The organism is Rhodococcus sp. FG69 (assembly GCF_057808915.1).
Map to the genome: position 1 here is coordinate 38,015 of NZ_JBMDIX010000018.1, position 26,335 is coordinate 64,349.

General features: G+C 64.2%; 23 protein-coding genes and 1 pseudogene. 10 read left to right on the forward strand and 14 right to left on the reverse strand.

The genetic code is table 11. The annotated features are described in order from the left end of the window. Positions 1-31: 31 nt before the first annotated feature. Genes ACODSO_RS15525 through ACODSO_RS15540 form a run of 4 tightly spaced genes read right to left on the reverse strand, consistent with a single transcriptional unit; the run spans position 32 to position 4,480 of the window. Positions 32-904, reverse strand: a complete 873-nt coding sequence (locus ACODSO_RS15525) for an SDR family NAD(P)-dependent oxidoreductase (protein WP_068376349.1) — start codon at positions 902-904, stop codon at positions 32-34. Continuing rightward, entirely contained in the window at positions 901-2,439 is a 1,539-nt protein-coding gene (locus tag ACODSO_RS15530; RefSeq protein WP_489037644.1) for a flavin-containing monooxygenase, read from the reverse strand. Before ACODSO_RS15530 ends, ACODSO_RS15525 begins: the two co-directional genes overlap by 4 nt. Before the next feature lie 32 nt (positions 2,440-2,471). Further along, a complete protein-coding gene (locus ACODSO_RS15535; protein ID WP_068376353.1) occupies positions 2,472-3,569 on the reverse strand; it encodes a PDR/VanB family oxidoreductase in 1,098 nt (365 codons plus the stop codon). Further along, the gene (locus tag ACODSO_RS15540) at positions 3,566-4,480 is read right to left on the reverse strand and encodes a metal-dependent hydrolase (protein WP_068376355.1); all 915 of its coding nucleotides are present in this window, start codon (positions 4,478-4,480) and stop codon (positions 3,566-3,568) included. Before ACODSO_RS15540 ends, ACODSO_RS15535 begins: the two co-directional genes overlap by 4 nt. A 110-nt stretch (positions 4,481-4,590) precedes the next feature. Here ACODSO_RS15540 and ACODSO_RS15545 point away from each other — a divergent pair, with 110 nt between their 5' ends. The 3 genes from ACODSO_RS15545 (at position 4,591) to ACODSO_RS15555 (ending at position 7,179) form a co-directional block, all read left to right on the forward strand. After that, complete coding sequence (locus ACODSO_RS15545) at positions 4,591-5,163, forward strand: TetR/AcrR family transcriptional regulator (RefSeq protein WP_068376357.1); 573 nt, start codon at positions 4,591-4,593, stop codon at positions 5,161-5,163. Positions 5,164-5,260: 97 nt separating this feature from the next. Further along, complete coding sequence (locus ACODSO_RS15550) at positions 5,261-6,280, forward strand: ABC transporter substrate-binding protein (RefSeq protein WP_068376359.1); 1,020 nt, start codon at positions 5,261-5,263, stop codon at positions 6,278-6,280. Positions 6,281-6,291: 11 nt separating this feature from the next. Beyond that, positions 6,292-7,179 carry a siderophore-interacting protein gene (locus ACODSO_RS15555; RefSeq protein WP_068376361.1) on the forward strand — a complete coding sequence of 296 codons (888 nt, stop codon included), beginning with the start codon at positions 6,292-6,294 and terminating at the stop codon, positions 7,177-7,179. A gap of 21 nt (positions 7,180-7,200) precedes the next feature. Here the strand turns inward: ACODSO_RS15555 and ACODSO_RS15560 are convergent, their stop codons facing one another. After that, positions 7,201-7,812, reverse strand: coding sequence for a TetR/AcrR family transcriptional regulator (locus ACODSO_RS15560; RefSeq protein ID WP_068376363.1), 612 nt, complete (start codon positions 7,810-7,812; stop codon positions 7,201-7,203). 136 nt (positions 7,813-7,948) lie between these two features. On the opposite strand from ACODSO_RS15560, the pseudogene ACODSO_RS15565 reads away from it, so the two are divergent. From ACODSO_RS15565 to ACODSO_RS15580, 4 genes and pseudogenes are all read left to right on the forward strand, one after another. Further along, positions 7,949-9,376, forward strand: a pseudogene (locus tag ACODSO_RS15565) (flavin monoamine oxidase family protein). Next, positions 9,358-9,837, forward strand: coding sequence for an SRPBCC family protein (locus tag ACODSO_RS15570; protein ID WP_082897905.1), 480 nt, complete (start codon positions 9,358-9,360; stop codon positions 9,835-9,837). Before ACODSO_RS15565 ends, ACODSO_RS15570 begins: the two are co-directional and overlap by 19 nt. Then, positions 9,834-10,769, forward strand: a complete 936-nt coding sequence (locus tag ACODSO_RS15575) for a carbohydrate kinase family protein (protein ID WP_068376367.1) — start codon at positions 9,834-9,836, stop codon at positions 10,767-10,769. The genes ACODSO_RS15570 and ACODSO_RS15575 overlap by 4 nt, the downstream gene beginning before the upstream one ends. Next, positions 10,754-11,431, forward strand: a complete 678-nt coding sequence (locus ACODSO_RS15580; protein ID WP_231912578.1) for a class II aldolase/adducin family protein — start codon at positions 10,754-10,756, stop codon at positions 11,429-11,431. Before ACODSO_RS15575 ends, ACODSO_RS15580 begins: the two co-directional genes overlap by 16 nt. A gap of 142 nt (positions 11,432-11,573) precedes the next feature. Here the strand turns inward: ACODSO_RS15580 and ACODSO_RS15585 are convergent, their stop codons facing one another. The 9 genes from ACODSO_RS15585 to ACODSO_RS15625 all read right to left on the reverse strand — a co-directional run bounded on the left by ACODSO_RS15585 (position 11,574) and on the right by ACODSO_RS15625 (position 23,236). Next, positions 11,574-13,067, reverse strand: coding sequence for an aldehyde dehydrogenase family protein (locus tag ACODSO_RS15585; RefSeq protein ID WP_068376369.1), 1,494 nt, complete (start codon positions 13,065-13,067; stop codon positions 11,574-11,576). Continuing rightward, a complete protein-coding gene (locus tag ACODSO_RS15590) occupies positions 13,064-14,614 on the reverse strand; it encodes a long-chain-fatty-acid--CoA ligase (RefSeq protein ID WP_068376371.1) in 1,551 nt (516 codons plus the stop codon). The genes ACODSO_RS15585 and ACODSO_RS15590 overlap by 4 nt, the downstream gene beginning before the upstream one ends. Positions 14,615-14,747: 133 nt before the next feature. Next, complete coding sequence (locus ACODSO_RS15595) at positions 14,748-15,386, reverse strand: TetR/AcrR family transcriptional regulator (RefSeq protein ID WP_489037650.1); 639 nt, start codon at positions 15,384-15,386, stop codon at positions 14,748-14,750. 28 nt (positions 15,387-15,414) lie between these two features. Further along, on the reverse strand, positions 15,415-17,592 hold the full coding sequence (locus ACODSO_RS15600) for a 3-hydroxyacyl-CoA dehydrogenase NAD-binding domain-containing protein (protein ID WP_068376422.1): 2,178 nt from the start codon (positions 17,590-17,592) through the stop codon (positions 15,415-15,417). Positions 17,593-17,627: 35 nt separating this feature from the next. Then, positions 17,628-18,836 (reverse strand): acetyl-CoA C-acetyltransferase, encoded by a 1,209-nt coding sequence (locus ACODSO_RS15605; RefSeq protein WP_068376379.1) that lies wholly within the window; start codon positions 18,834-18,836, stop codon positions 17,628-17,630. Between the two features lie 82 nt (positions 18,837-18,918). Next, the gene (locus ACODSO_RS15610; protein WP_068376381.1) at positions 18,919-20,079 is read right to left on the reverse strand and encodes an acyl-CoA dehydrogenase family protein; all 1,161 of its coding nucleotides are present in this window, start codon (positions 20,077-20,079) and stop codon (positions 18,919-18,921) included. A gap of 99 nt (positions 20,080-20,178) precedes the next feature. After that, positions 20,179-21,051, reverse strand: coding sequence for an ABC transporter substrate-binding protein (locus ACODSO_RS15615; RefSeq protein ID WP_489037651.1), 873 nt, complete (start codon positions 21,049-21,051; stop codon positions 20,179-20,181). 3 nt (positions 21,052-21,054) lie between these two features. After that, positions 21,055-21,693 carry a hypothetical protein gene (locus tag ACODSO_RS15620; protein ID WP_068376385.1) on the reverse strand — a complete coding sequence of 213 codons (639 nt, stop codon included), beginning with the start codon at positions 21,691-21,693 and terminating at the stop codon, positions 21,055-21,057. A 166-nt stretch (positions 21,694-21,859) separates the two neighbouring features. Then, complete coding sequence (locus ACODSO_RS15625) at positions 21,860-23,236, reverse strand: NAD-dependent succinate-semialdehyde dehydrogenase (protein ID WP_068376387.1); 1,377 nt, start codon at positions 23,234-23,236, stop codon at positions 21,860-21,862. Positions 23,237-23,504: 268 nt separating this feature from the next. Here ACODSO_RS15625 and ACODSO_RS15630 point away from each other — a divergent pair, with 268 nt between their 5' ends. Genes ACODSO_RS15630 through ACODSO_RS15640 form a run of 3 tightly spaced genes read left to right on the forward strand, consistent with a single transcriptional unit; the run spans position 23,505 to position 26,329 of the window. Continuing rightward, complete coding sequence (locus ACODSO_RS15630) at positions 23,505-24,734, forward strand: glycoside hydrolase family 183 protein (protein WP_156520434.1); 1,230 nt, start codon at positions 23,505-23,507, stop codon at positions 24,732-24,734. A 23-nt stretch (positions 24,735-24,757) separates the two neighbouring features. Beyond that, positions 24,758-24,889 (forward strand): hypothetical protein, encoded by a 132-nt coding sequence (locus ACODSO_RS15635; RefSeq protein WP_269455219.1) that lies wholly within the window; start codon positions 24,758-24,760, stop codon positions 24,887-24,889. Between the two features lie 6 nt (positions 24,890-24,895). Further along, a complete protein-coding gene (locus ACODSO_RS15640) occupies positions 24,896-26,329 on the forward strand; it encodes a hypothetical protein (RefSeq protein WP_068376391.1) in 1,434 nt (477 codons plus the stop codon). Positions 26,330-26,335: the final 6 nt, after the last annotated feature.

Below are 26,335 nucleotides of genomic sequence, written 5' to 3' on the forward strand. Positions count from 1 at the left end.
ATCCGACAGCATCGCGACTACACGAGTATTGCTATGGCCGTGGCAGTTTCACTGACCGGCTTGTAGGAGGTCTGTGTTCGGCCGATTTCTCGAGGTCACGGATGAGCTCGGTGACCGTCCGGTCGCGGGTCAGCTTCCACTCCAGCACCGGATTGAGAATTCCACGCAGCCAGAAGTAGGGGGCCCAGACGGCAGGAGCAATCGTACGCGCGCGGCGAGTGCGGACGCTGCGCACCAATAACTCGGCTGCTCGGTCTGCGGGCAGCCGCCGATTCAGCGGCCACGGCAGCAATTCGCCGATCCGACGGCCAACAGGGTCGTTGTCGAGTGTTCCCCGTGCCAGATCGGTATCCACGACGCCGAAGTAGGCGAGTCCCGCCGAGGCTCCGACTGCGGCGAATTCGATGCTCAGCGCGCGTCCCAGTTGCTCCACGGCAGCCTTGCTGACCATGTACGGAGCGCCTCCCATGCCTGGAGTGAACGCAGCGCAGGATGATACGAGCACGATGTGCCCGCCGCGGGCGACTACTTCGTCTGCGCTTGCGCGCACGATGTTCAGGACGCCGCCGAAGTTGACGGCCATCACGGCGTCGAAGATGTTCTTGTCCACAGTGCGGATCGTTGCGGGAGGCGGCGTTATTCCTGCGTTGGCGATGACGATGTCGAGGGCGCCGAACTTCTCTACTGTTCGAGCGACGCACGCCACCATCGCCGCAGAGTCCGTGACATCGGCCGCGAGCAGGAGTACGCGATCGCACTTGATCGCGTCCGCGGGTATGTCGCGGTCGACTACCGCGACGGATGCGCCCGCGGCCAGGAGCTTCTGCACGGTGGCAGCGCCGATTCCGCGTGCCCCGCCGGTCACCAGAGCAACTGCACCTGTCAATGCGAGCTGACGTTTCATGCGGAGGCCTCCGATGTTGCAGGCTCGGCTTCGACGACGGGTGACGCCGATCGAGTGCGGTACCCATAATGGTCGAGCTCGATCGCGGACATGCGCCGGGTGAAGTTACGTACGGATCCAGGCCAGTAGGTGACGTTGCGGCCTGATGGACTGAGGTAGTAGCTGCTGCATCCGCCCGAGTTCCATACCGATCCTGCGAGTCGGGCATCGGTGTACGCGGCGAATTCGGCCTGCGCTTCGCTGCTGACTTCGAGAGCGACGATGGACTTGTCGTCCATGACGCGCAGCGCCTCGAGTATGTACTTCACCTGTGCCTCGATGGTGACGACCTGTGAGGTGTAGACCACCGAGTTGGGGCCGAGGAGCATGAAGAAGTTCGGGAAGCCCTGCACAGTGGTGCCCCGGTAGGACGACATCTCGCCACCCGGCCATGCATCCGACAACGACTTTCCGCCGCGGCCACGGATGCGCCGAAAACCGGAGTGCTTGGCAATGGTGAATCCGGTTCCCAGCACGATCGTGTCGACCTCGTGCGTTTGCCCATCCGCAGTGACGACTCCTTCCGGCCGGACTTCGGTGATGGCAGTTGTCTCCACGCTGACGTTGTCGCGAGCGAGTGCGGGATAGAACTTGTTGGAGAACGTCGGCCGTTTGCATCCGAACGCATACTGCGGAGTGAGCTTCTCTCGAAGTACCGGATCTTTGATCTGACGTCGAAGGTGCGCACGTCCGAGCGCAGCAAGGGGAGCCAGGAGCGACCGGTGGTTGATGAGACCGGGAACCAACGCTTCCTGGAACAAGTCGAAGACACGGCGAAGTGCCCTCTGTGTCAACGGATACTTGCGTTGCACCCTTCGGCCTGATTCCGATATCGGACGGTCTGGGTGCGGCAGGATCCACGTCGGTGTCCGCTGGAACACCGTCAGATGGGCGGCCTCGGGAGCGATGCGTGGTACGAACTGCACTGCCGACGCCCCGGTTCCGATCACGGCTATGCGGCGGTCCTTCGCGGAGAACTCGTGATCCCATTCGGCGGAGTGAAAAACAGTGCCCGAGAATGATTCGAGACCCTCGATATTCGGACGGGCCGGTTCGCTGAACGGTCCGAGAGCCCCGATCAACACCCGTGCGGACCATGTTCCCCCGGATGTCGTGACGAGCCATCGCGCCTCTGTCTCGTTCCAGGAAGCGTCGAGGACTTCGTGACCGAATCGAATTCGATCCCGGATCTCGAACTTGTCCGTGCAGTCGTTGAGGTATCCCTCGATCTCAGGCTGCAGGGGGTACAGACGAGTCCAGTCGGGATTGGGGGCGAAGGAGAAGGAATACAAGGCTGACGGAATGTCGCACTGGGCGCCGGGGTAGGTGTTCACGTGCCACGTGCCGCCGACTGCATCGCCTCGCTCGAAGACCAGGAAGTCCGGGCGACCTTCTTGTTGCAGGCGGATCGCTGCACCGAGACCGCCGAAGCCCGCTCCGATGATCGCGACATCGATCAGCGGCACCGTCTCGGTGTCCGAAGTTGCTGCAGTCATGAGGGTGACTCCTTCTTTACAGATCGAGGACGCTAGAGATCGAGGACGACGACTTCGTTGTCGGTGGCACCGCGCGAGACGCAGAGGGTGAGTGAATCCTGCCTCTCGGCGACGCCGAGTACGCGATCACGGTGGTCGACGCGCCCCGCCACGAGCCCGACGACGCATGCTCCGCAGAACCCTTGTCTGCACGAGTACGGCTGATCCGGTTTGACTCGTCTAAGTGCATCGAGTGCCGTTTCCTGCGCCCCGACGGCGATCGTTCGACCCGAACGATTCAGCTGGAGCGTGAAGGGCTTGCCGTCCACCACTGGCGCTGGAGCGAACAGTTCGGCGTGAAATTCCCGCACTGCGCTTGCACGTTGCGCTTCGTCGCGCAACTTCGACGACAGCGCCACCGGCCCGCAGACGTACATCGCGGTGTCACCCTCGGCGAGCTCCACGATGTCCGAGGGAGACGGGAAGCCGTCCACATCGTCGGTCCGCAGAAGTAGATGTCCTCCGGACGTCAGGGCCAGCTGCTGCAGTTCCTTGACGAAAGGCAGGCTCGCCTTGGATCGCCCGTGGTAGTACAGCGTCCACTTCGAACCGTCCTCGACAGCGCGTTCGACCATCGCACGGATGGGCGTGATACCGATTCCCGCGGCAACGAAGAGATAGTGCTCGGCGTCGGCCATCGGAAATGCGTTGCGCGGGCCCCGGACACGAAGAACGTCACCGGGCTCGAGGTTGTGAAGCTCGGTCGACGCGCTGCCGCCGATCACCTTGCGGACACTGATGCGGTAGTGGCGACTGCTGGTCGGACGTCCGGTGAGTGAGTACTGACGCACTGCCCCCGACGGCGTGGTGACGTCGATGTGTGCACCGGGCATCCACGACGGAAGAGGCGCACCGTCGGCGCGGCGCAACAGAAGCGAACGGACGTCCTCTGCTTCGTCGACGATCTCGTCGATGATTGCGTCGAATTCGTATCCGACGTATCGCCGTGGCCGCGCCGGGGACAGGGCCGTCACGATCGACGAGTCCGCGACGAGCTTGGCGTAGACCTTCGATGCCGCGCCGATGGCGCGGAGCCCGATGCCGGGTGCGGTCACCGTGACATCACCCAGGTGGCTACGAGTCGCGGTCATTGCTGCGCCGCCAGAGCCGCTGGAGACGTGGCTAGATACTGCACAGCTTTGTCGATGTCGCCCATATGGGACGGGTGGAAGCCGGGGCGGATGTAGAGGGAGAGCTGAACGAAGAGAAAAGACAATCCCGGTATGAGGTTCTTGTGTGATGCCCTGGCGAAGGCAACCGGCCATGGCGTGCGGAATCGGCGCTTCCCGGTGCGGGGGGTCGCGACCGAGTTCTTGTACAGGTAGGCAGCGGTGGTGAACCACAGCACGGCCAAACCGGCACTGGCCACGACCGCTGTCCGTGCCCTTCGGAAGCCACCTCCGTCCACGTACTGGAAGGCGTCGAATGCGACGTTGCGGTGCTCTAGTTCCTCCGCGCCGTGCCAACGCAGAAGGTCCAGCATTGTGGGATCGACGCCGAGTCGATCGAATTCCGTATTGTCGAGCAACCATTCGCCGACTACTGCGGTGAAGTGCTCTGCTGCTGCATAGATTCCGAGTCGTTCGTTCAGCCATGCCTTGCCGGGGCGGCCGGTCAGACCGTGGTCACCGAACACCACTCCCACCGCGAACCGGATTCGCCGCAGGATCGGTTCGATGTCCACACCGTGTGCGACGAGGTACTCCCGGAAGCTCTCGTGCGAGGACGCGTGCGTCGCTTCCTGCCCGACGAACCCGACTACCTCCTCGTGCAGTCTTCGGTCGTGGATGTAGGGGAGAGCGCGGGCGAAAACGTCTGCCATCGCGCGCTCTCCCTCGGGCAGAACGAGGTGCATCACGTTCCAGAAGTGGGTGGCGTACCAGTTTCCTGGGATGTACTGAAGGGGAACGTTCGACCAGTCGAACTTCACGGCCCGCGCGACGATCGCGTAGGACTCGTCGATGTATCGGTCGTTCGAGTCGACCGCCTTGTTCCGAGACATTCGAACTCCAATCCCTTGATGTTCTGTTGTCATCGATGTTACATAGCAACAGTAGATGTTGCAATGTTGCATTCGCCTGCGGATGGCGAAATGGCCGTTAAGATCGGGCAATGCATCCAGACGGAGACGATGGGCCCATTCTGGACGCCGCGTTCGAGCTCTTCGGCGAGGTCGGCATCGCGCGGACAACCATCGGCGATGTCGCGAAACGAGCCAAGGTCAATCGTGTGACCGTCTATCGCCGGATCGGCTCGAAGGACGAGCTGGTGCAGGCCGTCATGGGGCGAGAATCAGCCAGATTGTTCGCGTCACTGGCCGCCGTTGCGTCGCAGCAGTCCTCGCTGGCCGAGCGCATCGTCCATGGCTTCGCAACGACCATCGACTCCGTCCGTACCAATCCGGTCCTTCTGAAGATGTTCGATTCGGAAAGCCCGGTCGTGTTGGAGCAGCTGACGACCAACGCAGCGGGACTGCTCGCGCCGGCGATACGTGCAGCAACGGCCATTTCGCGCGGAGAATCGGATGCGGAGAAATTCGCTATGCCCGACGCGCCGGAAATTGTTGTACGACTGGTCCATTCGATTCTCCTGACGCCGTCGGCCGCGGCGCCCCTGGAGACGTACGAGGAACTTCTCGTCTTCGCGCGTCGGAACGTCGTTCCGATGCTGACTCTGAACACCTAGTCCTAGAATCGGAGCAGTTAGGGTAGGGTTGGCTCGCCTTCCGATCGTGGCAGGCACGTTCCCACCTGCACGTCGATCTTGGAGGTCACCGATCCACATGAGCATCTCCCTACCGTTCGACGTGACTAGGAGGGCCAAGACGTATGCGATCGCTGGGGTCATGGCGTCTGCGTTGATACTTCCAGGATGCTCGAGCGCAAGTTCGGACTCGGAACAGCGCGCGAGCACGAGAACGGTCGACGACTACTTCGGCTCGGTCGACGTTCCGGCCGCGCCGATGCGTGTCGTCGCTGCCGACCCGATCTCACTGGCGCTGATGCTCTCGCTCGACACGAAACCGGTGGCGGCGTCGTTCAACCCGCTCGCTCTCCCCGCGCATGTCGATGAGCGCGCCGATGGCATCGAGAACATCGCCGGTGAGGGTGGCGGATTCGATCCCAACGTGGAGGCGATCCTGGCCCAGGACCCAGACCTCATCGTCGTGGTCGCCGGCTACGACGGCGAAGGCGAGGAGGCCTGGAACAAGGAGATCTACGATCGACTCACGGCCAGTGGAGTACCGACCTACGGATTCGCCTACAACGACGGAGTCTCGCTCGACGATGTGTCCAACGGTGTTGCCGCCATGGGCGAGGTACTCGGGAAGCAGAACGAGGCGGCGGAGTCGATGCAGGCCCTCACCGATCGGATGGCTGCCCTGAAGCAACGGGTTTCCGATGCCGGCCTCGCCGACAAGCCCGTCTCGGCGGTACGTCTGAGTGAGCGGGGCGAGTATTCGATTCGAGTCGGAACAGGAGAGAGCATCGCCTTCCGTGGGTTGGGAATGGCGCAGCCCGAGGGGCAGCAGGATCCCAGCGCGTTCCGCATCGACATCACCGACGAAACGCTGAACATTCTCGCGTCCGCCGACACCCTGTTCGTGTACCACGACGAGGGATCCGATGCCGAACGAGACGCCATCAGCACCGCACCACTGTGGTCGACACTGCCTGCCGTGCAGCAGAACCGGGTGCACTGGGTGTCGGCAAGCGCGTGGAACTCGTCCGACCCCATCGGCCTCGGCCTGATCCTCGACGACATCGAAACGCTACTCGTCGCGCCGGCCGAGCAGCGCTGAAAGTAGACACCGTGTCCAACCGCCGAGGCGCGCCCGGCTACGTGACCGTACGAGTGGCCGAGGCAATTCGGCTGTCTCCGTCGATGATTCGCGTGGTGTTCGACGTTCCGGCCACGTGCGGGTTCGAGTCGAGTGGAGTGCCGGACGAAATCGTGCAGCTGTACTTCCCTGCGGCCGGGGAAGATGCGCCGCCGGAGATGACGTCGAAGGGCGGTGTGCTCGCGCATCATGACGGCGTTCTCCGCGAATGCCGTAACTACACGGTCCGTCGGTGGGAATCGGGCCGGATCTGGATCGATTTCGTCGACCACGTCGGTGGGATCGCTGCCGAGTGGGCCCGCTCGGCAGCGCCCGGTCGACAATTGGGGATGTCGGGGACGCGGTCGTGGTACGAACCGCCCGGCGACACCGACTGGATGTTGTTCATCGCCGATCTGCCGGGGCTCCCGGCGATGCTTCGCGCGATCGAGCAACTGCCTGCGGGCCGCAATGCCCATGCCATCGCCGAAGTAGCCCACCGCGACGACATGCTAGAGGTACGGACCTCGGCGGAGGTCACCGTCGACTGGCTCATCGCTGGAAACGGACGCGGCGCATCGGAATTGGCAGATGCCGCGCGTGCGTACGCGATGCCGCCGGGTCCTGGCTATATCTGGTTCGGTGGGGAGGCGTCGGCAGGTCGAGCGGTGCGCAAATACCTTCGCGGCGAGATGAGCTTCCCGGCGGACCGGCTTGCCATCGTGGGGTACTGGCGTGACGACAAAGAGGTCTGGCTCGAACGCTATGAGCGCGTTGCAGATTCACTTCTGGGCGATTACGAGCGCATCGCGGCGACCGGCGTGGGTGACGCCGAAGCGGAGATCGCCTGGGATGAAATACTCGAGCGCGCCGGTCTGTAGAACACGAGGCGACGCGTCGGATCAGGGCGTCCGATCGTACGAGTCGAGAACCCGAAACAGGGCGTCACGCAGTGCCGTTCGATTGCCGCCCGGTGTCGGCCTGGCAATCTCGTGCAAGGTGTAGCCGTCGATCAGGGCCAGAAAATGTCGGGCAGGTAGATGCGGTTCCGCGATGCCGAATGCCCCCAGGGCCGCCTCGGCTGCCTCCTCGATCATGCGCATGATTCTGTGCACCGAATCCGCCAGCTCGGGTCGTCGGCGCACGGCCAGGTATGCCTCGAACTGGACGAGGGAATCGTCGTCATCGGGAGAGGACAGCAGCGAGACGAGGTCCATGATCGCGTCGGCGAGATCGTCGCGAGTGAGGCCGCCGGTCTGCGCGACGTCGAGTAGGGCAGTGACTTTCGCCGTCACGTTCTCGGCTATCCGGGTGATCGCGGCATCGATAAGTTCACCGACCGAGCCGAAGAAATAGCTGGTGGTCGACGGTGGGAATCCGGCGGCTTCGGCGACGGACCGAAACGAGACGCGTTCGAGTCCGCGAGTCCCGATCAGGCCGATCGCCGCGTCCACGAGGGCATCGCGCCGCTCCTGGCCGCGTGCGTATCGCGTCTTCGGACGGTCTTCGGTCATGGCTACAACGTAGCCGGGTGCTGGGTTCCACTTCCATCGCAGTGTCCTTCAGCAGGGACTTCTCGCGAATACTGGCCTAGTGGCCAATATTGGGCTACTGTCGCCGCTACATCGAAGAGCCCGGAAGGAGGCACCCATGGCCGAAATATCGCAGGCCCATCGTGTGGATGTAGTGGTAGTCGGCGCAGGACTCGCAGGACTGACCGCAGCCAGGGAACTGACGGCCGCAGGACTGACCGTCCAGGTCCTCGAGGCCAGAGACCGGGTGGGCGGGCGGACGGTCAACCACGCACTCGGCGAGAACTCGGTGGTGGAGACCGGCGGACAGTTCGTCGGTCCGACGCAGGATCACGTCCTTCGCCTGGCCGCGTCGGTCGGCGTCGGGACGTTCCCGGCGCATGGCATCGGATCGAGCGTCTACGTCAAGAACGGACGCGCCCGACGCTTCGACGGCGGGGTGCCACCGGATCTGGCGGCGCTGCCCGACATCGGGATGCTCGTGGCGCGAATCGACCGGGCCGCCAGGCAGATTCCCGCGGGCAGGCCGTGGTCCGCACCGCGTGCGCGCGAGTGGGACACCGAAACCCTCGCCACCTGGGCGCGCCGGCACTCGGCCACCGACGGTGGAGTGGAATTGCTCGACATCCTGCTCGGCTCGGTGTTCGGTGGCACGGCCGCCGACGTGTCCGCGCTCTTCGGCTTGGCGTACATAGCCGGGGCGGGCAACGAATACACGCCCGGCACGGTCGACCGATTGATGAGTGTCTCTGGGGGAGCGCAACAGTGGCGATTTCTCGGCGGCTCGCAAGCGATCTGCATCACGATGGCGGAGCAGCTCGGAGACGCTGTCCGACTCGACACTCCCGTGCGCCGCGTCGAACAGCATCTGGATCGAGTGGTGGTACACGGCGATGTCGAATCGTGGGTCGCCCGATCGGCCGTCGTTGCGATTCCGCCGGTTCTGGCTACCCGAATCGACTGGACCCCTGCGCTTCCCGCGCCCCAGGAAGCACTGTTTCAGCGGATGAACTTCGGCGGCTTGGCCAAGTGCGAGGCCGTGTATCCCGAACCGTTCTGGCGGGCGAGCGGTCTCTCGGGCCAAGCGCTGTTCCGTGACAGCGATGTACCGGTGTCCTCGATGTTCGACAACTCGCCTCCCGACGGGAGCGAGGGAGTGCTGATGGGATTCGTCGGTACCTGGGGTGCACGCCATCGGGGTGGACGGAACTGGTCCGACGGCAACGACGTCGAGCGCCGCGGCGAGGTGCTGCGGGCATTCGCATCGGCAGTGGGTCCGCGCGCACTCGAACCGACGGAGTGGATCGAACTGGATTGGACTCGCGAGTAATGGACCCGTGGCGGGCCCACCGCGGTGTTGACCCCCGGGGTGCTGACCGGGCTCGGACGGTGGCGCGACGCCGCGTTCGGACGAGTGCAGTGGGCCGGTGCCGAACACTCCGACTATTGGAACGGATACATGGACGGCGCCGTGCGATCGGGTGAAAAGGCTGCAGCAGAGGTACTTTCGACCGAAGGAGAACTCTCGTGGAACAACGCTTCGTAGTCTCGGCCCACCGCACACTCTCGGTGAGCCCGGATGAAGTGTGGGCACTGACCGGTGACACCAGCAGATACGCGGAATGGGTGTCCGACGTCCGGGCCGTCACCACTCATCACGGCGCCGCGCGCACCGGCGGTATCTACACCGAGGAGGTCGCAGCGCTCGGCCGTTTCACCACGCACGCCACCTGGACGGTCCGGCATCTGGAACCGAACCGACTGCGAGTGGATTCGGGGCAGGGATTCGCGCCGCTCTCCAACGTGGCGAATGTATTTCGCTTTGCGCCGCTCAGCGGTGGAACTTCCACCGCGATGACCTTCGAGTTCTGGTTCGACGTCTCCCCGAGCTGGCTGGGACGCCTGGTGCGGCCCATTGCGACCGCCGGAATGTCCGCACGATTCGACGTCTCGATGTGCAATCTGGAGGCCCTGATCCTCTCGGAGCAAACGGCTAACCTGCGATGAGAGAACCGGCGGAAATCCTCACCCTCGGCGTGCACATTCTCGACACGCTGGTGCGGCCGGTGACCGAGATTCCCGACGGTCAGGCGGCGGTCCTGGCCGAGCAGATCGCGATGTCGGCCGCGGGCACTGCCGCGGGAACGGCGCTGGTGCTGGCCCGGTTGGGTGCTGCGGTGCACTCTGCGGGCGTCGTCGGTGGTGATTCGGCAGGTTCGTTCCTTCTGCAGCTCCTCGCCGACGATGGAGTGGATGTTTCCCTCGTTCATCGCATGGACGGAGTGCAGACCTCGGCATCGGTGCTGCCGATCCGGCCGGACGGTTCCAGACCGGCTCTGCACGTGATCGGCGCGAACGGCTATCTGGCTCAGCATGTTCCATGGAACATGTTTCACAACGTCGACTTTCTGCACCTCGGTGGGCCCGAGTTCTTCGGACCCGACACCGCGCGGGACATCGCGCGCCGCGCTCATGAGGACGGCGTTGTCGTCACCGTGGACAGCCTTGCTCCGTCCATTCCGGAAGGACTCGGTGCGTTCGCCGCCGCACTGCCGTACGTGGACTACCTGCTGCCCAACGACGAGCAGGTCCTCGGCTGGACCGGCTGCGCCACTGTCGAAGACGGGTGTCGCCGATTGCTCGAGCTCGGCGCGTCCTGCGTGGTGGCCACCGCGGGTGCCTTGCCCACGCTCGTCGTCACCTCTGAGTGTGCCGTCGAGGTCCCCGCATATTCCGTGGACGTGGTGGACACCAGTGGATGCGGCGATGCGTTCTCGGCCGGGTTCGTTCGGGGCCTGTCCCTGAGCATGAGCGTCGTCGACGCCGCCGAACTGGGCAACGCGACCGCCGCGCAAGTGGCGCAGGGACTCGGTACCGACTTCGGCGCCTACGACCTCGACTTCGTTCGGAAGTTCGCACGCACGTGCGAGACGATCTGATGGCGGTCGACGTGGACGAACTACGGGAGTCCGTCGCCGGGGCCGCCCGGCAACTGGGCCGACGGGCGTTGGTTCTCGGTACCGCAGGCAACGTCAGCGCGCGTGCGGGCGATGTGGTGGCGGTGACGGCGACCGGACTGGTGTTGGCGGACGCGACGATCGAGGACATCACGCTCGTCGGTATGGACGGCGTCGTGCGCGCGGGTGCCTGCGAACCGACGTCGGAACTGGACCTGCACCTGGGAATCTACGAAGCGTGTGACGCGCGCGCAGTGGTACATGCGCATTCTCCGGCAGCCGTTGCTCTTTCACTTGTCGCGGACGAATTGCCGCCGGTGCACTACGCGCAGCTCGCTCTCGGCGGCAGAGTTCCGGTGATCCCGTTCGCGCCGTTCGGTACGGCCGAGCTCGCCGAGACGGTGGTGGCGGCGATGCGTTCGAGGTCGGCGGCCATCATGGCCCATCACGGTTCGGTGACCACCGGTCACGATCTCGGGGCCGCGTTGTCGAACATCGAACTTCTCGAATGGCTCTGCGGTGTCTATCTTTCGGCTGCGTCGGTGGCGACCCCGCGTGCCCTCGGTGACGCGCAGCTGGCGGCAACCCTCGACGAGGTGGTGCGCCGTAACTACGGAACCGCAGCGCCAGTGCGAAGAGACTGATCCAACCTGCCATTGCACCGCTGCTCGCGAGTGTGTTCCTCTCCACTGTCGGCGGATACCCGGCTTTGTTCGCCGCCGTGGGGATACTGGCCGCACTCGGAGCAGCGGTAACTTGGCAGGTGAAAAAAGGTGCGCTGATCGCTCAGCGGCGGTGACGCAGCCCCAGCAATCGGTCGATCAGCGGCATGACCCACCGTCGACGACGGAGAGTTACGAGTTCGAATCCCGGGATGTCGAACAGTTTCGTGACGCGGCTGTGGGTGCGGCAGAACTCCGCGAACCCCTCGTCGCCGTGCACACGGCCGAATCCGCTGGCGCCGACACCTCCCATCGGCACCGAACCCATCCCGGCGAACGCGATCACCGAGTTCACGGTCACCTGGCCGCACGCCAGCTGCGCTGCAATCTCATTGCCCTGTTTGCGGGAGAACACCGATGCGCCAAGGGCGTACCGATGATCGTTGCTCAGCTCGATGGCCTCGTCGATGCTGTCGACCTCACGAACGGTGACCGTGGGGCCGAACGTTTCCTCGCGAACGGCCGAGCAGCTCTCGGGAGTGTCCACCAAGACGGTGGGTCCGACGTATCGCTCGCCGATGGAGGAGAGTCCGCCGATCAATGCTCGGCCACCGGCCGCGTCGGCGGCAGCGAGGTGACGCCTGACGATCTCGATCTGTGCGGGCATGGTCATCGGTCCGTAGGTGGCGGACGCGTCACCACCGGGCTGGATGCTGCGTGCGTGCGCGACGAGCGCTGCAGTGAATTGCTCGGCAATGCCGCGCTCGACGTAGACGCGCTCGACTCCGACGCAGGTCTGGCCGCCGTTGGTGAACGCGCCCCAGGCGACCGCCTCGGCTGCAGCTGCGACGTCGGCATCCCCAGCGACGATCACCGGATCCTTGCCGCCGCATTCCAACACCACCGGAGTGAGCGTTTCGGCGCACGTCGCCATGATCTTCGAGCCGGTGCTGGTCGAACCGGTGAACGCGATCTTGTCGACCCCCGCGCGGCACAGCGCGGCACCGGTGTCACCGAAGCCGGTCACCAGTGACAGCACCCCGGTCGGCAGACCCGGATTGGCGTCGTGGAAGGCCTGAACATATCGGGCTCCGATGGCCGGCGTGTATTCGCTCGGCTTGAACACGACGCAGTTTCCTGCTGCCAGCGCCGCCGAGATCGCACTGTTCGGTGCGTACAACGGATAGTTCCACGGGCCGATCACGCCGACGACGCCCAGTGCGACTCGCTCGACCCGAGCTGAGTAATTCGCCAGCAGCAAGCCGGGGTTGACGCGCCGAGATCGCAGCAGGCGCGGCGCATGTCGTTCGGCCCACCCGATGTGCTCGAGGGTCAGCACGATCTCGAGCAACGCGTCCTCGGCGGGCTTGCCGTTCTCTCGGTGAAGCAGGTCGACGAACTCGTCCCGGCGACTCCAGATTTCGTGGCGCCACGCCCTGAGGTGGTGGGCGCGCGAGCGGGGCGGCAGCGACGACCATGCGCTCTGAGCGTTCCGCGCATCACTCACCACCCGCGCCACGATCTCGGCCCCATCGACGGCGAACGAGGCGACGAGCCCGTCGTCGATGGGGGAGACCGAGTCGAAAGTATCGAGGTGCGCCGACACCTGGGTTGTCACAGGGAGGCCCCGAGCCCGTCCTTCGCCGCCACGTGTGCGTCCCGCAGTTCGCGCTTGAGGATCTTGCCTGCCCCGCTCATGGGCAGAGCGGTGACGAACTCGATGGTACGGGGGGTCTTGTATCCGGCAACGTAGTTGCGGGTGTGTTCGCGGAGCTCGTCCACAGTCGGCGAGAACTCCTCTGCCAGAACGACACACGCGTGAACGCGCTCACCCCATTCGCTGTCGGGGACCCCGATCACGGCGCAGGCCAACACGGCGGGATGCAGGCTCAGTGCACTCTCCACCTCGGCGCTGTAGACGTTCTCGCCGCCGGTGATGATCATGTCCTTGAGGCGATCGACGACGAACAGGAATCCCTCGGAATCGAGGTAGCCGACGTCGCCGGTGTGCATCCACCCGTCACGAATGGCAGCCGCCGTCTCTTCCGGCTTGTTCCAGTAGCCGAGCATCACGTGTCCACCGCGGACACAGATCTCGCCGACGGAGCCGGTGGCCAACTGCTCGTTGTCGGGTCCGACGATCTGGATCTCGGAGTGCGGGGCCGCGCGTCCGGCAGAGCCGATGCGTTCTCCCACATGGTGTTCCGGCCACAGCAGGGACGCAACCGGAGCGAGTTCGGTCATGCCGTACGCCTGAGTGAGGCGGGCCTGCGGAAGTCGAGCAAGGGTGCGCTCGAGGACGCCGGCAGAGATCGGGGATCCTCCGTACAGCACACGGCTCAGCGACGTGGTGTCGAATTCACTCAAGGCCGGATGATCGACGAGCAGCTGAATCATCGTGGGCACCAGCAGCACATCGGTGATGGAGTGCTTCGCGATTGCGCCGAGGACAGCGGTCGGTTCGAAGAACGGAACCATGACGTGGGTGCCGCCGAGCATGACCTGCCCTACCCAAGCGGCCAGATCTGCGAGGTGGAACATCGGCGCGGCATGCAGCAGGACCGATTCGTCGTCGAGTAGCTGCCCGGTCGCCACTGTGCCCAGCCCCGAGGTGACTAGGTTCGCGTGCGAGAGCATGACGCCCTTGGGGAAACCGGTGGTGCCGCCGGTGTAGAAGAGCCCGGCAAGTGCATCTCCGCTGCGGCGTGCGTCGGGAATGGGATCGTTCGACGCGACCAGCTCCTCGTAGGAGACCATGCCCTCGGGCGTGGCTCCGTCGCCGCAGTAGACGATGGTCTGAAGGGCAGGACACGCCGGGCTCAGGGCCGGAACCATGGCACCGAAGGTGTCGTCGACCAGGAGGACCTTGGTGTCCGAATCATTGAGTGCGTACGCGACCTCGACCGGAGACCAGCGAATGTTGACGGGGTTGAGGACTGCGTTCGCCCACGGCACCGCCAGCAGATACTCGGAGTACCTATCGCTGTTGAAGGCCAGCATCGCCACTCGATCGCCGGCGTCGACTCCGATTGAACGAAGTCCGGCGGCCAGCCTCGCCACTCGGTCGATCTGCTCGGCGAAGGTGCGGACGCGGTCACCGAATACCGTTGCGGCCCGGTTCGGAGTGGTTGCTACGGAGCGATGAAGGCCTTGAGTGAGATACATGTCTAGGTCCCTTGTCGAGAGGGGGCGAGGGTGCCCGGGTGAATAAGGTCACAGTTCCACCTTATTGGCACTGTGTCAATAGGGCGGACGGACGGCCGCCGCCGGAGTGCTCCGAGGTTTCGAAAGGGCTGCGCTACGTGCGCTCTGGGTTGTCGGCGGAGGTCATGGACTCTGCGGTCGACAGGACGGTCACGAGGACGTCGGTCAGCAGAGTTTCGACCTGTTCGCGCGTGATAGCGCCGCGCACCAACCATTCGCGGCCAGCAGCCTTGACCATTCCGCCGAACGCGCGCACCGCCGACGTCGCGATTCGACGGTCACCGCCTCTGTCATCGAATGCCGTGGCATCGAGCACACGTTCGGCGGCCAGGTCGTCGGCCTCGTCGAGGATCTGCGCAACTTGCTCGTCGACGCCCGACCCGCTCGCCATCGACACCCACGCCGTACCGTGCGTCTCGATCACTCCGACCAGCCAGTGCACGCTGCCACGGGCCCGCTCCTCGAGCGAACCCGTGGGCAGGTGCACGTCCTCGATCGGCGGCACGGTGACCAGGAAGCGAACGCTCTCGATGTACAGATCACGCTTGCTGCCGATGTAGTGGTGAATGAGCCCGCGTGCCACGCCGGCGGAGGCTGCCACGTCGGACATCGAGACCTCGGCATACGGTTTGTCACCGAACAAGCGAACGGCGCTGGCCAAGATCTGCGTCCGTCGCTCGTCCGGTTCGAGTCGATTCCACTTGGGTGTACTGGCAGCCGGCATGGTTCTCATGATTGCATCGAACCGACAGCGCGACGCGTCAGAGGTACCGCTCGGTCCGTGGCCGCAGCGACTTCGGCACGACGAACCGATCGCCGTAGCGTGCTCGCAGTTCGTCTGCCCGACGCACGAATCCCTGCAGGCCGCCGTCGAACTGATTGACGAACTGCAGCACGCCACCGGTCCACGCGGGGTAGCCGATGCCGAGAATGGAGCCGATGTTCGCATCGGCGACCGTGCGCAGGACACCTTCGTCGAGGCACGCGATCGAGTCGAGTGACTGCGCGATCAGCATGCGATCCATCATGTCCTCGAACGGAATTCCGTGATCGGGGCGGTGGTAGTGCTCCACCAGGCCCGGCCAGAGTCCGGCCTTGGTGCCGTCCTCGGCGTACTCGTAGAACCCACGTCCGGCCTTGCGGCCCGGGCGATCGAACTCGTCGACCAGGCGATCGACCAGCGCGTAGGAGTTCGAGACGATCCACGGTCGACCGTCTGCGCGGGCAGCCTCGGCCATGCCTTCGCGGATGTGCCGCGAGAGAGTCAGCGAAATCTCGTCCATCAGTGCCAGCGCACCGGACGGATAACCGGCCTGGAGTGCTGCCTGCTCGACGGTTGCCGGGTGCACGCCCTCGGCAACCAACGAGATCGCCTCGTCCATGAACCTGCCGATGACGCGGGTGGTGAAGAAGCCGTGACTGTCTCCGACGACGATCGGCGTCTTGCCGATCAAGCGAACGAAATCGAACGCGCGGGCAAGGGCCGAGTCGCTGGTGTGTGCTCCCACAACGATTTCCACCAACGGCATCTTGTCCACGGGGGAGAAGAAGTGCGTGCCGATGAAGTCCGAGGTGCGTGAGACTCCCTTGGACAGTTCGGTGATGGGCAGCGTCGAGGTGTTCGAGCACAGCAGTGCGTCGACGGTCAGGTACTTGTCGACGGCCTCGAAGGCACTCTGCTTGACGGCAGGATCCTCGAACACGGCCTCGACGACGAGATCGCAGCCCTCGGCGTCGGCCGCGTCGGAACTGGGCGTGATGAGCGCCAGTACCGCATCGGCATCGGACTGGGTCTTGCGTCCCTTCGCGACTGCCTTGCCGAGAATCGAACGGGCGTAATCTTTGCCGCGCTCAGCGGACTCGATGGAGACATCGCGCAGCACGACGGGAACCTTTGCCGAGGCGACGACATAGGCGATAGCGGCACCCATCATTCCGGCACCGATCACCAGCACCTTCTCGGGCACCCGGTGCGGCTCGGCCGTCGGACGAGATCCACCCTTGTTGATGGATCCGAGATCGAAGAACATCGACTGGATGAGGTTGCCCGAAACAGGCCCACAGGCAAGTGCGGTGCAGTGCCTGGTTTCCACGAGCGATGCCGAATCGAAGTCCAGCACCGATCCCTCCACCGCAGCTGCGACCACCGCGATAGGGGCGGGCATCGGCGCGCCCTTGACCTGCTTGCGCACCGTTGCCGCGAATGCAGGCAACTGTGCGGCCACCGCAGGTGAGGCCGCGGTCCCGCCGGGAATCTTGAAACCCTTCTTGTCCCAAGGCTGTACAGCCTCAGGATTGGCGACGATCCAGGCGCGCGCGTTGGCCATCATCTGCTCGTGTGTGTCGACGACCTCGTCGACGAGCCCGAGTTCGAGCGCCTGCGCCGGCCGATACCGCTGGCCTTGCCCGACCACCTGGGTCAGAGCTTTGACGATGCCGAACATGCGGACCGTCCTGGTGACTCCGCCGGCTCCGGGCAGAAGCCCGAGAGTGACCTCGGGGAGCCCGAAGCGAGCGTTGCTCTTGCTCAGGGCAATTCGACGATGACATGCCAGCGCGATCTCGAAACCTCCGCCGAGAGCGGTGCCGCCGAGCGCTGCCACGACCGGCTTGCCCAGCTTCTCGAGCCGGCGAAATTTGTCCTTGGTGAAATCGAGAGCGTCGGCGATGGCCGCATGGTCGGCGGGACCGGCGTCGCGCAGCAGCTCGAGGTCGCCACCGGAGAAGAAGGTGTCCTTTCCGGACGTGACGATGACACCGTCGTACGCATCGAGGTTGGCCTCGAGCCAGTCCACAGTCTGCTCGAGCGATTCGCCGAACGCGGTGTTCATGGTGTTGGTGGACTGTGTCGGGTCGTCCATCGTCAGCACGAGTACGCGGTCGGTGCCGATCTCGCCGGTGATCGTGGATGTCCGCAGAGCAGGGGATGTCGTGTTCATCTCAGTTCCTCGGTCGGTGGTCTCTCGCGGGGTGTTCACAGGCGCTCGATGATGGTGGCGACGCCCATTCCGGCACCGATGCACAGCGTGATCAGTGCATATCGCTCGCCACGGCGCTCGAGTTCGTCGAGCGCCATTCCGGTGAGCATCGCACCCGTTGCGCCCAGTGGGTGGCCCATCGCGATCGCGCCACCGTTGACGTTGATGCGGTCGTGATCGATGTCCAGCTTCTTTGCGTAGTTCAGGACCACGGAGGCAAATGCTTCGTTGACCTCGAACACGGCGATGTCGTCGAGGGTGAGACCGGCTGCGGCCAGCACCTTGTGGGTGGCGGGAACCGGACCGGTGAGCATCAGCGTCGGATCCGATCCGGCAACGACTCCGGCGACGACACGTCCGCGCGGGGTCAATCCGCCTGCACGACCGGCTTCCTCGGAACCGATCAGAACCATCGCGGTGCCGTCGACGATTCCGGACGAGTTTCCGGCGTGGTGGACGTGATCGATGCGCTCGACCTCGGTGTACTTCTGCATGGCGACGGCGTCGAACCCTGCAAGCGCACCCATCTGGGCGAACGAGGGCTTCAGAGCCGCGAGATCGGCTGTGGTGGTCTCGGGTCGCATGATCTCGTCGTGATCGAGCATCAGTCGGCCGTTCGCGTCGAACACCGGGATGACCGACTTCTCGAAGTGACCCATCGACCAGGCGTGCGCTGCTCGCTGCTGGCTGCGCACCGCGAAGGCGTCGACCTCGTCGCGATCGAATCCCTCGATGGTCGCAATGAGGTCGGCGCTGACGCCCTGGGGGACGAAGTAGCTGTTGTAGTTCGTCACGGGGTCGCACGGCCACGCGCCACCGTCCGCGCCCAACGGCACGCGCGACATCGATTCGACACCGCCCGCGACGATCAGTCGATCCCAACCGGACCGAACACGTTGTGCGGCAGTGTTGACGGCTTCGAGGCCCGATCCACAGAACCGGTTCAATTGGACGCCGGCCACGCTGTCCGGCAGACCGGCGACCATGGCAACAGTTCGGGCGATGTCGCACCCTTGGTCACCGACCGGAGTGACGACACCGAGCACTATGTCGTCGATCAGTGCCGGGTCGAGTTGAGAGTTGCGAGAGAGCAACGTGGACAACGTACTCGCGGCCAGATCGACCGGTTTGATGGTGTGCAGTGAGCCGGAGCTCTTACCGCGGCCACGCGGGCTGCGAACTGCGTCGTAGAGGAACGCCTCCATGGCGGTGCCTTTCTGGGCGGGAGTGGAGCCTGCGGAATGACCCTGGATCAGCGGGAGTGGAGCCTGCGGAATGACCCTGGTTTCAGAGCGAACGAGAGATGAGGTCTTTCATGACTTCGTTGGCGCCGGCGTAGATGCGGGCGATGCGGCCGTCGACGAACATGCGGGCAATGGGGTATTCCTCCATGTAGCCGTATCCGCCGAAGAGCTGCAGGCATCTGTCGACCACCTCGAACTGCCGGTCCGTGGTCCAGTACTTCACCATCGCGGCGGTCGTGACGTCGAGTTCGGCTGCGATGTGCTTGGCGACGGCGTCGTCGACGAAGGTGCGGACGACACGGCCGATCGTCGCGCATTCGGCGAGCTCGAACTTCGTGTTCTGCAGATCGAACAGGGTCTTTCCGAAAGCGCTGCGAGACTTGGTGTACTCGACTGTCTGCTCCACGGCGGCTTCGATCATGGCGGCCGCGGCGATACCGCAGATCAAGCGCTCCTGAGGGAGTTGCTGCATCAGCTGGGCGAAGCCGCGGCCTTCCGAGTCGCCCAGGATGTTCGCGGCGGGAATGCGCAGGCCGTCGAAGGTGAGTTCGGCGGTGTCCTGGCCCTTCTGGCCGATCTTGTGCAGCACTCGTCCTCGGTGGAATCCTTCGGTGTCGTCGGAGACCTCGGCGACGAGCAGTGACAGTCCTCGGGCTCCCGCGGACGGGTCGGTCTTGGCGGCGATGATGATCAGATCGCAGTGAGCACCGTTGGAGATGAACGTTTTTCCGCCGGTCACGACGTAGTCGTCGCCGTCGCGCACCGCGCGGGTGGTGATGCCTTGCAAGTCCGAGCCGGTGCCCGGTTCGGTCATCGCGATGGCACCGATCCACTCGCCCGAGCACAGCTTCGGCAGCCACTGCTGCTTCTTCTCCTCGGAGGCGTAGGCCAGGATGTAGTGCGGGACGATGCCGCTGTGCACTCCCAGCTGCATCGACGAGTCGCCGGAGCGGACCTGCTCTTCGAACAGCACGGCCTCGTGGCGGAAGTCGCCTCCGCCGCCGCCGTACTGCTCCGGTACCGACATGCCGAGCAGACCGAGGCTGCCCGCACTGCGGTAGACCTCGCGGCTGGGGCGTCCGGCGGCTGCGAACTCCTCACGGTGCGGCGCGACCTCTTTCTCGAAGAATCCTCGAGCGAGCTGTCGCACGTCCGCGAGCTCGGTGGCGAGTTCGGCGTTGGTGCGGTCTGCGAGTGCAGTCATGGCGGGTCCTTGGCTCGAAGCGCACTGTCGTTTATTGGCGCTGTGCCAATAAACCATGCCTCGCGTATCCACGGATGTCAACAACGGACCTGGAAGGCTCTAGTTCTGCTCGAGAATCGCTGCGACCGATTCGACCTGATCGGCGATACGAGGGCCCCATCGACTCGACACGTCCTCGTCGACCACGACGACCTGGCCCTCGCGCACTGCGGTGGTCGTGTTCCATCCGGGACGGTCGGACACCGATTCGACCGTCACTCCACAGCATTGGGAGTCAGCAAGGAAGACGAAGTCGGGGTCGGCGGCGACGACTCCCTCGTCGGACATCTGGGGATAGTCGCTACCCGCCCCGTCGGCGATGCTCGTCAGGCCGAACAGCCCATAGATCTGACCGATGAAACTGGCGCTCGCCACGGTGTACAGCATCGAATCGAGCTCGTGAAAGTACGTTGCCTCTCGCGCCGGAACGCCGGCGACGGCAGCGTCCACACGCGAGCGCATGTCGCCGACCAGCGTCTCACCCTCCTCGGGGTGACCCGCTGCGTCGGCCACCTGCTCGATCTGGGAATAGGCGTCGTCGATGCTCGTCGCCGCGGGGAGCAGGAGTACCGGGACATCGGCAGCGCCGAGCGCGGCGACGAGTCCGCCGATGTCGTCGGATGCGATGACCAGATCGGGCTCGTATTCGACGATCGCCTCGAGGCTCGGGGTGTACGCGGACAGTTCGGTGCGTGGCGCATTCTCCGGGTAGTCCGACTGGCTGTCGACGGCGACCACTTGATCACCGGCGCCGACGGCGAACAGAGTCTCCGTTGCCGACGGACTCAGCGAGACGATGGAGTCGGGGCGGTCGGCGACGGTGGTGTCGGTCGTCGAGTCCGGCGTGCTGCATCCCGACACAGCGAGGGTGGCGGTCAACGCCACGGCAGTCAGGATTTCCTTCGGTCGCACGTGGTGGACTCCTCGTCGCATTGGTCAGTCGTCGGTGTCAAGAAGCTGACGGTAGGCCTCGGCGAGGAGATCGGCCGCCAGGTCGTCGCTGTGATCGGCTGCGGCAGGCCTACTTTCGGTCATCAACCGCGAATTGAGGGAATAGCAGAGGTCGTCGAACAGGCTGTCGTCGATCCCGAAGGACACTTCAGCTTCGTCGGTCAGCAACGCCCCGATGTCGATCCGCCAGGTCCATACGTCGTGTTCGGGGTACGTCCCACGTGCAGCGGAGACCAACTCGGTCGAGATGGTGAGTTGCTCGTCCGAATACCCCTCGGGGAGATCGGTGTTCACTGTCATTTCGAGCTCGATCGAATCGTCGTCGTCATTGGTGAACTCGGTGACGACCAGCGTATCCAGATCGCCGCATGTGAGCGTCAGAAGTACGCGCTCGTGCGGGGATTCGCGCGTCAAGGCTCCGACCGTCCACCCGTGACGCACAGTGTTCGCGGGATCCGAAATTGTCGTGTTGATGTAGTCGGCGACGATGTTGCGGATGTCCGCGTATGCGAGATGGTCGGACAGCAGCCAGAACCGTCGGCGGTGTTCGGACGTCGAACCGTTCAGTAGCGTCGTGCGCTCGGCTCGCTCGGTCGGAAAGGTGAAGTTCTCGGTTGCCGCCATAGCTGTCGATCTAACTCCCTCGGTGCGGTCATTCCCAATCGGGCCGAACGGCTGGGGTCGGTTGGGTGCCCATCTGGTGTGAGCCGGGCACGCAAAACGGACGAACGACGTCTTCGACAAGACAAGGCCGGGTCGGACTACCGACCCGGCCTTTCTCGTTCGCAGATTACTTCTTCGACACTCGTACGAGCTTCTTGTTGACGAATTCGTCCATTCCCCATGGGCCGAGTTCCCGGCCGACGCCCGAGCGCTTCACTCCACCGAACGGTAGACCGGGGAGGGTGGTGCCGTGCTCGTTGACGAATGCCATGCCGACGTCGAGTTGTTCGGCAACAGTCCTGGCGTTGGCGAGGTCGGTGCTCCACACCGATCCGCTGAGACCGAAGGCAGATTCGTTGGCCAATGCGATGGCCTCGTCGGCATCCTTCACCTTGTAGACGACGCCAGCGGGTCCGAACAGTTCCTCACTGTAGGCCCGCATGTCCGGGGTGACGCCGGTCAGCAGTGTCGCTTCGACGAAGGCGCCGGGACCGTCGATCTTCTTGCCGCCGGTGTGCAATGTTGCGCCCTTGGAGACGGCGTCGTCGATTTGCTCGATGAGGTTGTCGGCCGCGGTCTGCGAGGACAGGGGGCCGAGTGTTGTTTTCTCGTCGAGCGGGTCGCCGGTGACGGTGGCCGCGAACGATTCGGTCAGTTTGGCGACGAACTCGTCGTAGTACGGCTCGGTCACGAGAATTCGCTTTGCAGCGTTGCAGGCTTGTCCCGCATTCGACAGTCGTGCACGAGTTGCCGATTCGACGGTTGCGTCGATGTCATCGGTGTCGAGAACGATGAACACATCCGACCCGCCCAGCTCGAGCACGACTTTCTTGAGGTTGCGTCCCGCTGTTTCGGCGACGCTGGTGCCCGCGCGCTCGCTGCCGGTCAGGGATACGCCCTGCACTCGCGGATCGGCGATCATGTCGGCAATCTGCTCGTTCGTGGCGAAGATGTTGACGTACGCATCCTCGGGCAACGCTGCCTGATGGAAGATCTCCTCCATGAGCAACGCCGATTGCGGGCAGTTCGGAGCGTGCTTGAGCAGAATCGTGTTGCCTAGCATCAGGTTCGGCGCTGCGAAGCGCGCGACCTGGTAGTACGGGAAGTTCCACGGCATGACGCCGACGAGTGCGCCGATCGGTTTGCGCTGTAGCACCGACTCTTCGGCGCCGGGTACGTCGAGTCGTTCCTCTTCGAGTAGTGCCGGTCCGTGGTCGGCGTAGTACTTGTAGATGGCCGAGGACAGCTTCACCTCACCCCGCGCTTCGGCGAGCGGCTTTCCCATCTCCAGCGAGATGCTTCGAGCGAGCTCGTCGGCTCGTTCGGTGTAGATGTCTGCAACCTTGCGCAGTGTCTCTGCACGATGTTGTGGCGACGTGATGCGCCAGGTCTGGTAGCCGGCGTGCGCGGAAGCAAGTGCACGTTCGACGCCCTGTGCGTCGAGCGTTTCGAACTCCTTGACGGTCGTACCGTTGGCGGGATTGACAGTCTTGTAGGTCGTCATACCTCTTCCAACGGGTTCGTGGGGCCTGATTGTTCCGAATCGGACCAATGGGATGCGAACGTGCTGGTCGCGCGGGTGGACGGGTGCACACTCCGGAACCGGCGAATGCCACCGATGTCATTCTCGCGCCAGCCTATTTGTCAAGTACCGACACGTCCGATTTGTTGCGCAAGGCGTATTTTTACGCAACACTCACCACATCAGTCTCATGAGTAACACGAGTCACACGGATCGATGGGGAGCGTTCATGCGCGCACGTACTCGACAGATGGCGGCAGGTGCTGCTCTCACCCTGGTGGCCAGCGGGCTGGCAGTGCTGACGCCACCCACCGCGAGTGCGGAACCATGTGGGGGGATCGGCGGGCCTGGTTCGTCACCGCTGTTCGGATCGTCGGGCAGCGCGGGTGGCGGACCGGACAAGAATCCCCGTGGACCGCAAGGCCCATTGCCCACGATCTCCGGCAACGCCACCTCGGTTGCGTGGGTGACCGGACCGGTGAGCCCCAACAGCACGTACGACCGCTTCGGTATTTCCGGCACCGACCTCGGAATCAGTTGGGACAACGGGGCCGGGCAGACACTGATGGCCTTCGGTGACACGTTCGGCAACTGCTCGGTGCCCGGAGCTCAGTGGCGTAGCAACGTGCTGATGCGATCCGACGACACGAACCTGGCCGACGGCATCAGCGTCGCCGACGGGGTGCCGGGGGATTCGACCTCCGGTGCGGTTGTCCAGCCGGCGGGGTTCGCGAGTGAGGTTATCCCGAGCCTCGGTATCGCAGGCGTGGAGGACACCGTCATTCCGACGGCCGCGATCGCGATCGGAAAAACGCAGTACCTGAACTACATGTCGGTTCGAGAGTGGGGCGCACCCGGCCGGTGGGTCACGAACTTCTCGGCAATCGCAACGTCGACCGACAACGGCCAAACGTGGGCGACCCAACCGGGAACGATCCGGGTCAACGCCGGCGTCACCATTCCGACGCTGCCTCAGGTCGAGGAAAGCAACGGCAAGTATCAGATGAACGCCTACGTCGAGGGCAAGGATGGGTACATCTACCAGTTCGGCACTCCGAACGGTCGATTCGGGGCAGCGTTCGTCGCTCGCGTCGAGCCCGCACGGATCCTGGATCTGACGAAGTACGAGTACTCGACGCAGGACCCGGCGAAGCCGTGGTCGACGAACGTGGCCGATTCGGTGTCAACCGTCAAGGAGCCCGTCAGCGAGCTCTCGGTCGCATGGAACGACTATCTCGGACGCTATGTCATGTTGTACGGCAACGAGATCGACCGCACGATCCTGGCGCGGACTGCCGAGAACCCGGAAGGTCCGTGGAGTGCGCCGAAGACGCTGCTCGACGCGAGGCAGACCGGCGGAGGTATCTACGCGCCGTACATTCATCCGATCACCAGCGGCAACGAACTGTACTTCACGGCCTCGCGGTGGTCGGACTACAATGTACTGCTGTTGAAGACGAACCTCGATCTCCTGAAGTAGTTAGTGCGGCAAGGGAAACGGTCATGTCCGACGAAGCTCTGGTCGAACAAGATGTGGCAAGGCGGCAGTCGATGACAGGGGCGGTTCTCCTCGTCGTCGCGTCGAACGCGGTTGTGATTTGGGTGGTCGCGACGTGGAATCCCGAGAGAGTCTGACAAGCGATGGACGACGCAGCGAACGAAAACTCGCTCGACGAGGACGAACGCGCTGAACTTCTTCGGTTGCGCGAGGAAGTATCGACACTTCGCATGAAGGCCGGTGACGACGCCGCCACCGGCCCTCCCGCGCAGCGCCGACCGCGGAACGGGCTGCGTTGGACGGCTGTCACGCTCTTGCTGATTCTGGTCGCTGTTCTGGCGATCGCATCGGTCACTGCCCGCTTCACGAGAAGTCAGATCCTCGACACCGACCGCTACGTGGCCACGGTCGCACCCCTCGGTGAGAATCCGGCCATCCAGGAGGAGATCACGAACCAGATTACCGACGAGATCTTCACCCGGGTCGACATCGAGGGGCCCACCAAGAGCGCATTGACCGCGCTGACCGACGTGTCGAACCCATCCGCGAACGGTCAGCGCCTCGACCAGGTGGTTGTCGGACTCACGCCCGTGATCACAAGCCAGGCCAGAACTTACGTCAATGACACCGTCGGTGCGCTGGTGCAGTCCCAGCAGTTCGAAGACCTTTGGGTCCAGGCGAATCGGGCAGCCCACAACGCACTCGTCGCGGTGATGACCGGCAATTACGGCGCGAGTTCGGTTGCGGTCGACCAGAGCGGCACCATCAGTATCTCCCTGCGCACAGTCATCGACAACGTGAAGGCCGTCCTGATCGAGCGTGGTTTCGCCTTCGTCGACGAGATCCCCTCGGTGGACAAACAATTCGTGTTGTTCGAGTCACCCGAATTGGTGAGGGCGCAGCGAGCAGTTGCCGCGCTCGATCGTGCCTCCGTGATCCTGCCGTGGTTGGGGATCGCGTGCGCTGCAGCCGCCGTCGCTGTCGCGCCCTCGCGTAGCAGGCTCCGTGTACTGGGCCTCGCAGGGTTGTCGATCGCACTGGGAATGTTCGTTCTGGCAATCGGACTACTCGTCGGTCGTGCGAGCTACCTCGCCGGCGTTCCAGCCGATGTGCTCTCGACCGATGCCGCAGCTGCGGTGATCGACACCGTCTTGGTTCCGCTCCGCACGACCCTGCGCGCGGTTGCAGTCCTCGGCCTGGTCGTCGCGATCGGCGCCTATCTCATCGGTGGCTCGACGTCCGCTGCGGCCGTGCGTCGCGGTTACGGGCAAGGACTGGACTTCATCCGCGGATCCGGGAGCGGCAGGCCCCCGAACGATGTGGAACGCTGGGCAAATCAGATTCGAATTCCGCTGCAGTGCATGATAATCGGAGCAGCTGCGGTGTTGCTGATGTTCTGGCCGTACCCAACGGGTCTGGTCGTGTTGTGGATCGCTGTCGTCGCAGTACTGGCCCTCGCGGGACTTAACCTACTCGTCCGCCCTGCCCGAGTGTTCGCCTCGTCCACGGGCTTGACGGCGACGGCTACGACGGCGCCAGCAGCGCCGACGGACGATTCGCAGACCCGGATGGAATAGAAATGC

What these genes read in the sequence shown, in the direction of transcription:
- ACODSO_RS15525 (WP_068376349.1), bottom strand. Translation starts at nt 904, where the DNA reads ATGAAACGTCAGCTCGCATTGACAGGTGCAGTTGCTCTGGTGACCGGC.
- ACODSO_RS15530 (WP_489037644.1), bottom strand. Translation starts at nt 2,439, where the DNA reads ATGACTGCAGCAACTTCGGACACCGAGACGGTGCCGCTGATCGATGTC.
- ACODSO_RS15535 (WP_068376353.1), bottom strand. Translation starts at nt 3,569, where the DNA reads ATGACCGCGACTCGTAGCCACCTGGGTGATGTCACGGTGACCGCACCC.
- ACODSO_RS15540 (WP_068376355.1), bottom strand. Translation starts at nt 4,480, where the DNA reads ATGTCTCGGAACAAGGCGGTCGACTCGAACGACCGATACATCGACGAG.
- ACODSO_RS15545 (WP_068376357.1), top strand. Translation starts at nt 4,591, where the DNA reads ATGCATCCAGACGGAGACGATGGGCCCATTCTGGACGCCGCGTTCGAG.
- ACODSO_RS15550 (WP_068376359.1), top strand. Translation starts at nt 5,261, where the DNA reads ATGAGCATCTCCCTACCGTTCGACGTGACTAGGAGGGCCAAGACGTAT.
- ACODSO_RS15560 (WP_068376363.1), bottom strand. Translation starts at nt 7,812, where the DNA reads ATGACCGAAGACCGTCCGAAGACGCGATACGCACGCGGCCAGGAGCGG.
- ACODSO_RS15575 (WP_068376367.1), top strand. Translation starts at nt 9,834, where the DNA reads ATGAGAGAACCGGCGGAAATCCTCACCCTCGGCGTGCACATTCTCGAC.
- ACODSO_RS15590 (WP_068376371.1), bottom strand. Translation starts at nt 14,614, where the DNA reads ATGTATCTCACTCAAGGCCTTCATCGCTCCGTAGCAACCACTCCGAAC.
- ACODSO_RS15595 (WP_489037650.1), bottom strand. Translation starts at nt 15,386, where the DNA reads ATGAGAACCATGCCGGCTGCCAGTACACCCAAGTGGAATCGACTCGAA.
- ACODSO_RS15600 (WP_068376422.1), bottom strand. Translation starts at nt 17,592, where the DNA reads ATGAACACGACATCCCCTGCTCTGCGGACATCCACGATCACCGGCGAG.
- ACODSO_RS15605 (WP_068376379.1), bottom strand. Translation starts at nt 18,836, where the DNA reads ATGGAGGCGTTCCTCTACGACGCAGTTCGCAGCCCGCGTGGCCGCGGT.
- ACODSO_RS15610 (WP_068376381.1), bottom strand. Translation starts at nt 20,079, where the DNA reads ATGACTGCACTCGCAGACCGCACCAACGCCGAACTCGCCACCGAGCTC.
- ACODSO_RS15615 (WP_489037651.1), bottom strand. Translation starts at nt 21,051, where the DNA reads ATGCGACGAGGAGTCCACCACGTGCGACCGAAGGAAATCCTGACTGCC.
- ACODSO_RS15620 (WP_068376385.1), bottom strand. Translation starts at nt 21,693, where the DNA reads ATGGCGGCAACCGAGAACTTCACCTTTCCGACCGAGCGAGCCGAGCGC.
- ACODSO_RS15625 (WP_068376387.1), bottom strand. Translation starts at nt 23,236, where the DNA reads ATGACGACCTACAAGACTGTCAATCCCGCCAACGGTACGACCGTCAAG.
- ACODSO_RS15630 (WP_156520434.1), top strand. Translation starts at nt 23,505, where the DNA reads ATGGCGGCAGGTGCTGCTCTCACCCTGGTGGCCAGCGGGCTGGCAGTG.
- ACODSO_RS15635 (WP_269455219.1), top strand. Translation starts at nt 24,758, where the DNA reads ATGTCCGACGAAGCTCTGGTCGAACAAGATGTGGCAAGGCGGCAGTCG.
- ACODSO_RS15640 (WP_068376391.1), top strand. Translation starts at nt 24,896, where the DNA reads ATGGACGACGCAGCGAACGAAAACTCGCTCGACGAGGACGAACGCGCT.